The organism is Frankia sp. CoWAU3 (assembly GCF_977971855.1).
Genome location: NZ_CDWWXB010000090.1, coordinates 2274 through 11446 on the forward strand (window position 1 = coordinate 2274; position 9173 = coordinate 11446).

Below are 9173 nucleotides of genomic sequence, written 5' to 3' on the forward strand. Positions count from 1 at the left end.
CCCGACGCCGCCGGGCGTGAACAGCGCGTGTGCACTTGGTCCGGCGAGGTGACCGGGCCGGTAGCGGAGCCCGGCGGCCCCGTGCGGCGTCACACCCGTTCCCGGAAATACGCGTCGTGTGCCACGGGCATCCCACCGCCGCGGATATTCCCGTGACCGCCGCCACTCCCTTCGCCGCACGGGGTGCAGCGAAGCATTCTGATGTTTCCCATGTGCAACAGAACCGGTAATCTAGCCCGAAATTTCGACCTTTCGGGGGCTGCCGTCCGGCCTGGGCGAGCCGCCCGCCCCGTTGCCGACCCCGCCGGCCCTGATGCCCGAGTCGTCCGTCTCCGGAGGTGCGGGGGAGGTCGCCAGAACCCTGGCGATCAAAATCGGGCTGGCGTGGAGGCGGCCGTCCCACTGGCCGCCCTACGGCACACGCCGGTGCGAGATCGGTTTCCGGGAGACGGCATCGTGACCATTCTCGCCCCATGAGGCACACTGCTGCGCTCTTTGGCAAGAGTCGAGGGTGCGGAAACCGTTAGGGACCTTGGTCCCGTCGCGCCCGACAGATGGGGGTCGTACACTTTCACCAAGTCCCGACGAGGCCGTGTACCTGCGTTCCCCCCGTACGTTGGGTGAGATGGTCTCGTCGGGACTACTTGTGTCCGGTTGCATCCAGGCCGTTCCCGAGCGAACGGCCCTGGTTCGACCGTTGATGATCTTTTCCTGGTCGCCCACTCCGACCGGGTGATTTCTCGACAGCCGGTCAGCCCCGGCCGGCCGCGTCATCCATCCGGTTCATCCGTCTTCAAATGATCGTCGTCCGCGTGCCCACGGGCGTGGTTCGCGTGGCGATCAGTGTCTGCCGCAGTGTCTGCTCGTTCCCGCCCTGCGTCCTCGGTCGAGGTCGCGGTTCATCGATAGGAACGGACAGCGGGGTGGCGTCCGCTGCCTCCGTGGCTACCTGGGAGAGTATTACTCGGAATGATTGAGTGTTGCGCTGGGTATCGGAGGCGCGACGATGCAGGTCTCCCGGCCTTGGCCGTGCCCGGGAAGCGGCTGGTCGGGACCGGTGTCGTAACGGTGGTGCCGTAACGACGGTGTCGTAACGGTGGTGTCGTAACGGTGGTGTCGTAACGACGGTGTCGTAACGACGAGGTCCGGACGGCTGCGGTGCTGGAGGAGCAGGTCTGGGCCGCTGTGGGCGGCCCCGTGGTCGTCGCGGTGAGTGGCGTCGCCGTCAATCACCACGTGTTGCGGGTTGGCGGTTCTTAGTGACGGATGCCTTTCTCCTCTTGCGGGGATATCGATTTGCTGACAGGTCTGGCTACGTTCGGACAGATATGAGATGTTTCGTGGGGAGTGGCCATGGGCTGCGGACATGCCGGCGATCGGGATCGATAGCCTGTTTTGGGCATGTACCGACAAAGCCGATGGTTGCCTCCGTAGGGGTCGGAGGGAGCGCGGTAGGTCGCTGGCGGGAGGCCGGCGGAATTCGGAGTCGGTGATGCCGCGAAGGCTGCGGCTCGTCCCGACCGGGTCCTTCGTCGCGGCGCAGCCGCTATGGGGGCTGGCCGGCTCGCACGGGAATGACTCGGAAGGTAGGGGTGAACAGGTGCATGTCCCTGCGGCGCGCATCGTCTTCTCACCGGAGGATCGCGCGGAGATCGCATCGGCCGCGACCGAGATCCTGGCCACCGGTGCGCTGACCTTGGGCGTCCATACCGCTGAATTCGAGGCGGCATTCGCCGCGGCTCACGAGGCCCCGTTCGCGGTCGCCGTGAGCAGTGGAACAGCCGCATTGGAGATCATCCTTCGCAGTCACGGTGTCGAAGGCGCGGATGTCGTCGTGCCGACGAACACGTTTGCGGCGACCGCTTTCGCGGTGCTGCGGGCCGGTGCCATGCCGGTTTTCGCGGATGTGAGTTCGGACACCTTTGCCCTGACCGCCCGCAGTGTCGAGGCCGCGGTGACGCCGCGGACCCGCGCCGTTGTTCTGGTCCACATCGGTGGGCTGATCCCGCCGGACGTGGCCGAGTTGCGGGCCTTCTGTGACGATCGAGGCATCGCGCTGGTCGAGGACGCGGCACATGCCCACGGCAGCCGCCACGGCGACGGCCACGCTGGGTCGTTCGGGATTGCGGGAGCGTTCTCGTTCTATCCAACCAAGGTCATCACGAGCGGTGAGGGCGGAATGATCCTCACGTCCGATCCCGCCATTCACGAAGCCGCTCGGATCTATCGTGACCAGGGCAAAGCCGGTTTTCTCGGGAACGTCCATATCAAGCAGGGGTACGCCTGGCGGCTCAGCGAGATTCATGCGGTCACCGGCCGGGTGCATCTGCGGCATCTCGCCGACTTCCTGGCGACCCGCGCCGCCGTAGCCGCGCGGTACGATGCCGCGCTGGACACCCTGGGTACCGTCACCCGCCTGCAGGTGCCGCCGGATGGTCTCTGCAACTACTACAAGTACATCGTCCTGCCCCGCCCCGGAATCGACCGCGGCCGGCTGAAGAAGGAGCTGAAGGAACGCCACGGCGTCTCCCTGAGCGGTGAGGTCTACGAGTCGCCGCTGCACCGGCAGTCGGTCTTCAGCGACTATGCGCTCCGGTCCCTTCCGGTCGCCGAGGACATCTGCGCCCGGCACGTGTGCCTGCCCATCCATTCGGACATGACCGAGGCGGAGGCCGACCATGTGGTCGCGTCCTTCGCCGCCGCGCTGCAGAGCCTGAGCCTGGACGGATGACGATGAAGATCGCGGTAACCGGAGGGTCGGGTTTCATCGGCAGCCATGTGGTCGACCGTCTGCTTGACGCCGGTCACGACGTTCTCTCACTGGACGTCGAACACCGGCCGGTCGACCCCCGGGCTAGTTACCATCAGCTCGACGTGCTTGATCTGCCGGCGGTCACCGCCGCGCTGAGGGGCGTCGAGGCCGTCTTCCACATCGCTGGGATGTCCAATGTGGACTTCGCGTTCGCCGACCCGGTGCGCACCGTGCGGCTCAACGTCGAGGGCACCGGGAACATCTGCGAGGCGGCGCGGCAGGTCGGGGTTCGCCGGGTGCTGTTCGCCAGCACCGTCTGGGTGTACGGGGCGGTCGGTGACCGGGCCGGTTCGGCGCCGCTGACGGAGGACGCCGAGATCACGCTGGGCCGCGCCGGGCATGTCTACACCTCGACGAAACTGGCCGCCGAACTGCTGCTGCACAGCTATCAGCAGACCTACGGGCTGTCGTTCACCATCCTGCGTTACGGCATCCCCTACGGCCCCGGAATGCGTGACGAGCTGGTGCTGGCCCGCTTTGTCCGCAAGGCTCTGAACGGCGAGTCGTTGACGGTGGCCGGCGACGGCCTGCAGTTCCGCAACTACGTTTTCGTCCGGGACCTGGCCGAGGCGCACGTGCTGGCTCTGACCCCCGACGCGGCCAACACCACGCTCGCCCTGGAGGGCAGCGAGTCGGTCAGTGTGCTGGAGATGGCACGGGCCGTCCAGGAGTACTTCCCCGGCACCGCCATCGAACACATGCCTGCGCGCCCCGGGGACTTCCGCGGTCGGGAGATCTCCGCGCAGCGGGCCGCGGAGGTGCTCGGCTGGCGACCGACCACACCCTTCTCGGAGGGTGTCCGGCAGTACATCGAGTGGTATCTGGCAAATCGACGGCCTCCGGCTCAGGCGCTCCCGCCTGTCGGCGACCTCGATATCTCCGTGGCCTCCTCGGAGTGATCATGGTGCAGATCGGCGGTAGCACGGTGAATGGACCATCCGAAGATGATGTTGAGGTGGGGGTAGGCGGCCCGCCAGCCGCCGGCGAACCGGGGGTCACGGAACCTGTCCTGCCAGGGCCTGCCGCAGCGGGGGGACCGGTCGCCGGTGCCCTCCCCGCCGATCCGCGCACGCACGGCGTCGATGTCCGGCCCGCCGGGACGCCGACGCGGCGCGGCGGCGCGCTGCTGCTGTCGGGCTCGCTCGGGATGGGCCACGACGTGATGGCACAGGCGTGCGGCGCGTCGCTCACCCGGCGCGGGTTCACCACCCGGACCGCCGACAGCCTGCGCATGCTCGGTGGGCGCAACGGCTCCCGGGGGGAGAAGGTCTTCCGTGGCATGATCGCCGCTCCGGGCCTGTATGACGCCGTGCACTTCTCACAGATGAGAACCGGTGGCCGGCTCGCCCAGGCCATCGAGAGGACGTCGAGCCGGTTCGTCGTCCCGGCACTGCGCGAGGAACTGGCCGCCCAGCCGACCGATCTCGTGATCTCGATCTTCGCTACCGGAGCCGCGGCGGCCAGCCGGGTCAAGGCCGAGTTCCCCGGCCTGGTGACGGCGGTGTTCTCCACTGACTGCTGCGTGCACCGGCTGTGGGTACACGACAACACCGACCTCTACCTGGTCACCTCGCAGACCGCCGCCCGGTACGTGCGGCGGTTCTCGCCGAACGCGCTGATCTCGGTGGTCCCGACCCCGGTCCGGGAACCCTTCTACGACCCGCCCACCCAGGAGGAGGCGCGGGCCGCGCTCGGCATCCCCGCGGACGCTCCCTGCGTGCTGCTGATGTCCGGCTCCTGGGGGCTGGGACCGTTGGTAGAGGGTGCCGCGGCCATGGCCGCGGCGGGCATCTACGTGCTTGCGGTGGCCGGCCGCAACCAGCGGTTGGCCGCGCGGTTGGCGGCTCTGTCGGAACAGCAGCACAAGGTCATCCCGTTCGGCTTCACCGATCGCGTCCCGGCGCTGATGGCGGCGAGCGACCTGGTCGTCACGTCGTCCGGGGACACCTGCAGCGAGGCTCGGGTGATCGGCCGGGACCTGCTGCTCATCGACGTGGTGCCGGGGCATGGCCGGGATAACCTTCAGAAGGAGCTTGAGCGAGGTCATGCCGAGGTGACGAACACCGACCCGGTGTCGTTGACCAGATCCGCGCTCGCGTGCCTTGACCGGGTCAAGCCACCGTCGGACCGGGTAGCGATTGGCCCGCACGCGTGGGAGCAGGCATTCGGGGCGGCTCTGGCGCAGATCGGTTTCGGCGCGGACTGGTGAGGCGAACCCACGGTTCGGGACGGATCCCGAGGGCCACGATGTTGGACGGGACATGAGCAGAGCCCTGGTGATCGGTCTGCCGACCGCGGTCGTCTCGGCGGCTCTCTACGGGATCGCGCCGCTCGTCCAGGCCCGCGCTGCCCGCCGGGAGGAGGAGAGCTCGGGGCTGGGGCTTGCGCTGCTGGCCCGACTGGTGCTGCGCCCCCTGTGGCTGATCGGCCTCGCCGTGGAGGCGGGCTCGTTCCTGCTGGAGGTGTATGCGCTGTCCGTGGCCCCGGTGGCGATGGTCGCCCCGGTGATGGCCCTCGACATGATCGTCTTCACCCTGCTGGCGCAGCGGGTGCTCGGCGAGAACATCAGTCTGACCGGCTGGCTGGGCGTGGTCGCGATGGTCGGCGGTATCGGCCTGCTCGCCTTCGCCTTCACGCGCCGAGCGGAGGTCGGCAGCTCGGCCAGCACCGATGTCCTGCTGGCTTTCCTCGTCCTCGGTCTGGTCTTCGCGCTGCTCTGCGCATCCCTCGCCAACCTGGCCGCGGTGCGGGAGATGGTCGCGGGCGCCGCGTTCGGATTCGGGGCCGCAGCCGGGGTGAGCTACGCCATCGCCACGCTGGCGACCCGCCAGATCGGCCTGGCGGTGAACGAACGGCGTGAGGGGCAGTCCACGCTGGTGGACCTGCTCACCACTCCGACGCCCTACGTCCTCGTGCTGTTCTCCGTGCTGGCGCTCGGTCTTCAGCAGCGTGGCCTGCAAGGGCGCGCCGCCGTCATCGCCTTCCCGGTGACCAGCGGGGTCTCCGCCTTCCTGCCGGTGACTCTGGGCCTGACGCTGTTCAGCGAGCCGGCGCCCGACGGCGTCCGCCGCGCGGCGTTCATCGTCGCGATGGTCCTGGTCGCGGCCGGAATCGCCGCTCTCGGCCGTGATCGGATGGCGGCAGACCGGTCCGTGGACGAACTTGAGAGCGTGCTGCGACCCACCCCCGACGACCGCGGGTTGGGGGACGGCGTCGCGCCCCTGGACGGCCGGCCGGAGGTGGTCGAGCCATCGGATGCGGAGCCGGGGCAGTCGGCAAGGGCCCGGGACGAAGCGGCTTCTAACGCTCGTACCGGCACGGTTGCTCACCGCAGCGGCATGTCGAAGAACTTATAGTGATGTGCCGTGTGCTTTCGGTGAGATAGTCGTCGTGGCCGGCCGCTCGGGTTCACCCCCCGATCGCCCGGGCGCCCGGTCGTCTCCCGCTTGCCCGCCCGCACGTTTCCCGCGTATCCCCGCCGCCCAGGTTTGCTGCCCGGCCCGGAGCAGAGCAGGCGCGGATCGGGCGATCAGGGTTTCCTCCGACCGGGTTTCCTCCGGCCGGGTCGTCGAGGCGCCGCCAGCCGCATCTCGACGACCCGGCTGGCTCGTCAGACCCCGAACCGCTGGAGGGCCTTGCGCACCCGCAGGTTCGCCTGCGCGAAGGAGATCTTTCCGTCCACGTAGGCCGACAGCGCTGCGCGGCGGACACGCTCGACGCGCTGATCTTCGATCGGAGTGTTGAGCAGGTTGGTCGTGGCGGTGGCCACGGCAATCACCTCCCAGTGGCAGGGAAACAGGGCGTTGTGCAACTCGCGGGTGACCTCGGACGGCACACCGGACCGGAAGGCGGGGAACGAGGCGACGATGCCTCGGCCGATCCTTTCGACACGAGGTCGATCCGAGATCGGAGATGAGCAGATGGACCCGGAGAGCGGGCGGACGCTGCGCTGCGCCGCCTCGCTAGGAGGGCGACGGGATGGCGACTCTGCGCTCCGCCCGCACCGGCTGACCGAGGACCCGGGCAGGTGCGTTATGGCGCCGCACGCGGGTAGCCGTATTATCACATATGGTCACAATGACTGCCCTCCTCCGCGTTGGGCGGGCGCTCGACGCCCGCGTGGCCTGTTCCGGTCGGGTGCAAGGTGGCCAGACGCCGACCCGCCGGGCTGTGACGGGAGACCGCAGGAGCCTTGTCACCCGATCGCCTCGCGGCGAGTGACGCGCTGCCGTATCCACATCACGTTACAATCATGTAACAACCGCGACAAGACGAACGTCCGGACAACGAAGCTCGACCGAACATCTACAAGAGTGCGCGACCGGGAGGCATTGCGCAAGAGCCAACCGGCTCGTGGCGAGACTTCCTGAACAGGTATCTCGGCCCCCAGGCGGATGGAACGATGCCGTTGATCGAATCGTCCGCCGCCTGGCGGGTCCGGCCCGGCGCCGGTCCCGCTCTGAAACACCAGGGCCTGAAACACCAGGGCGGTGCATCCTGGCCCGGGCATCCCGGCCCGGGTAGGGGTTGACCGAGGATCACCCGGTTACCGGCGTGATCGGCGGGGTTACGGTCACCGGAGCGATGCGCATCGAACCGTGGGGGCGAGCCGAAAGCGGACGGCCCGGTTCCGGTCGCGACGTGCCGGAGCGACCGGAACCGGGCCGAGGCCGACCAGCGGCGATCTCGTTTTTTTCCGATGGGATTTTTCGGCGGGAACAGGGCATCCCACCCCATTCCCCCGGATCAGGGCTGGGTGGTGGTTCAGTCCGGGATGATCCGGCTCCGGTCGAACTCGCCGTCCCGCGCGCCGGCCAGGAACGCGTCCCACTCGGCCGCCGAGAAGGCGAGCACCGGCCCGGTCGGGTTCTTCGAGTCACGGACGGCGACGCTCCCGCCGAGCGCCGCGACCTCCACACACATACCGCCCGCGCCGTTGCTGTAGCTGCTCTTGCGCCAAGCCGCCTCGATGGCATTGTCGGTGATCGGCTTCATATATCTGATCATTTCATTTCCTCTGCGACCGAGAGTATCATCTGGATGGACTCTTCCGGCCGCAGGGCTGCCGCCAGAAGATGATCCAGCTTCACTCTATAGCGCCTGACTTCGGAGGGGCGCTCAATATAGAGACTTCCGGCCGCTTCCTCTATATAGACCACTTCGTTGTCTCCTGACTCGGGGAATCCGAGTATCGAGAATGTGCTTCCCAGGCTGGCATGCGCGCCCACGGAGAAGGGAAGTACCTGAATTGTCACGTTCGGCAGCTCGGACTGTTTGGCGAGGAACTCGAGTTGGCTTCGCATGACGGCTCTGCCGCCGATTGTCCGGCGTAGGACCGCCTCGTCCAGAATCACCCAGAGGCGAGGATGATCGGCGGCGGTGAGCCGGCGCTGCCGGTCCAGCCTGAGCGCGATCTTGCGTTCGACCTCGTCCTCGCTCACCTCCGGATCGTCGGCCCGGATGACGGGCCGGGCGTAGTCGCTGGTCTGCAGCAGCCCATGGACGAGCTGCGATTCGTAGACCGAGATCGAGGCGGCGTCGCCCTCCAGGCCGATATAGATCTCGAACCAGGCGGGGACCACGTCGTGGTAGGTGTGCCACCAGCCGTGGCGCCGGGACTCGCGGGCCAGGGCCAGCAACGCGTCCCGGCGTTCGTCGTCGGTCACGCCGTAGAGAGCCAGCAGGTCGGACACGTCCCGGGTGCGGACCGGCACGCGGCCGTTCTCCATCCGACTGACCTTGGAAACCGAACAGCGCAGCAGTTGGCAGACCTCGTCGACGGAGATGCCCGCCCCCTCGCGAAGTCGTCGTAACTCGGCGCCCAGGCGCCTTCGCCGCACGGTCGGACCGCCGCTCGTGGCCATCGCTCGTCCTTCGGGCTCTTCGGGGTGATGGATGCATCCTGCCACTTGTTCGCCACTCCTCACCCAGGGCGCGCATTGCTGGGTAGCGAAACTCTTACAGAAGCTCTTGCAGAAGAGGCCTGCAGGGGCTATTCTTACCTTGAGTAGTTGTGATGCACCTCAAGGTGAGAGCGTGGGGCAGGGCTGGTTGCGGGGAGACGCCGATGGTCATCACGCAGGGTCCGGGATGCCGCTAGGGAGACCGCGCCAAGAAACGGCGCCCCGCACCTGTGGTGCCTCCATGCCCGGCGGCCGCTCCATGCCCGGCGGCCGCGTCGCCGGTCCCGCATGTGTCGACGCCGGCGGCTGTCAGGCGTCATCCCTAAGGTGTCACCCCTCACCCCTCAACCGTCAACCGCCGGTTCCGGGTGAGTGGATGACGATCCTCGCCCGGAGCCGGCCATCTCGCCGTTGTCCGTCGTGCGGCTCTCCGTCGTGCGGCTCTCCGTCGTGCGGCT

General features: G+C 68.1%; 7 protein-coding genes. 4 read left to right on the plus strand and 3 right to left on the minus strand.

The window, feature by feature from the left end; genetic code table 11:
- The first annotated feature begins 1600 nt into the window (after positions 1-1600).
- From AC08ON_RS10130 to AC08ON_RS10145, 4 genes are read left to right on the plus strand one after another with little or no spacing between them, the layout of a single operon-like run.
- Positions 1601-2731, plus strand: a complete 1131-nt coding sequence (locus AC08ON_RS10130) for a DegT/DnrJ/EryC1/StrS family aminotransferase (protein WP_476606924.1) — start codon at positions 1601-1603, stop codon at positions 2729-2731.
- Positions 2732-2733: 2 nt separating this feature from the next.
- The gene (locus AC08ON_RS10135; RefSeq protein WP_476606925.1) at positions 2734-3711 is read left to right on the plus strand and encodes an NAD-dependent epimerase/dehydratase family protein; all 978 of its coding nucleotides are present in this window, start codon (positions 2734-2736) and stop codon (positions 3709-3711) included.
- A 2-nt stretch (positions 3712-3713) separates the two neighbouring features.
- Positions 3714-5021: an MGDG synthase family glycosyltransferase gene (locus tag AC08ON_RS10140; protein WP_476606926.1), complete on the plus strand. Its 1308-nt coding sequence runs from the start codon at positions 3714-3716 to the stop codon at positions 5019-5021.
- Between the two features lie 52 nt (positions 5022-5073).
- On the plus strand, positions 5074-6168 hold the full coding sequence (locus AC08ON_RS10145) for a DMT family transporter (protein WP_476606927.1): 1095 nt from the start codon (positions 5074-5076) through the stop codon (positions 6166-6168).
- A 254-nt stretch (positions 6169-6422) separates the two neighbouring features.
- On the opposite strand, the gene AC08ON_RS10150 is transcribed toward AC08ON_RS10145, so the two are convergent.
- The 3 genes from AC08ON_RS10150 to AC08ON_RS10160 all read right to left on the minus strand — a co-directional run bounded on the left by AC08ON_RS10150 (position 6423) and on the right by AC08ON_RS10160 (position 8676).
- Complete coding sequence (locus AC08ON_RS10150) at positions 6423-6647, minus strand: hypothetical protein (RefSeq protein ID WP_476616847.1); 225 nt, start codon at positions 6645-6647, stop codon at positions 6423-6425.
- Positions 6648-7576: 929 nt separating this feature from the next.
- On the minus strand, positions 7577-7819 hold the full coding sequence (locus AC08ON_RS10155) for a DUF397 domain-containing protein (protein WP_476606928.1): 243 nt from the start codon (positions 7817-7819) through the stop codon (positions 7577-7579).
- Complete coding sequence (locus AC08ON_RS10160) at positions 7816-8676, minus strand: helix-turn-helix domain-containing protein (protein WP_023840143.1); 861 nt, start codon at positions 8674-8676, stop codon at positions 7816-7818. The genes AC08ON_RS10155 and AC08ON_RS10160 overlap by 4 nt, the downstream gene beginning before the upstream one ends.
- Positions 8677-9173: the final 497 nt, after the last annotated feature.

Coding starts and splice junctions, on each gene's coding strand:
- AC08ON_RS10140 (WP_476606926.1), top strand. CDS start 3,714: ATGGTGCAGATCGGCGGTAGCACGGTGAATGGACCATCCGAAGATGAT.
- AC08ON_RS10155 (WP_476606928.1), bottom strand. CDS start 7,819: ATGATCAGATATATGAAGCCGATCACCGACAATGCCATCGAGGCGGCT.
- AC08ON_RS10145 (WP_476606927.1), top strand. CDS start 5,074: ATGAGCAGAGCCCTGGTGATCGGTCTGCCGACCGCGGTCGTCTCGGCG.
- AC08ON_RS10160 (WP_023840143.1), bottom strand. CDS start 8,676: ATGGCCACGAGCGGCGGTCCGACCGTGCGGCGAAGGCGCCTGGGCGCC.
- AC08ON_RS10135 (WP_476606925.1), top strand. CDS start 2,734: ATGAAGATCGCGGTAACCGGAGGGTCGGGTTTCATCGGCAGCCATGTG.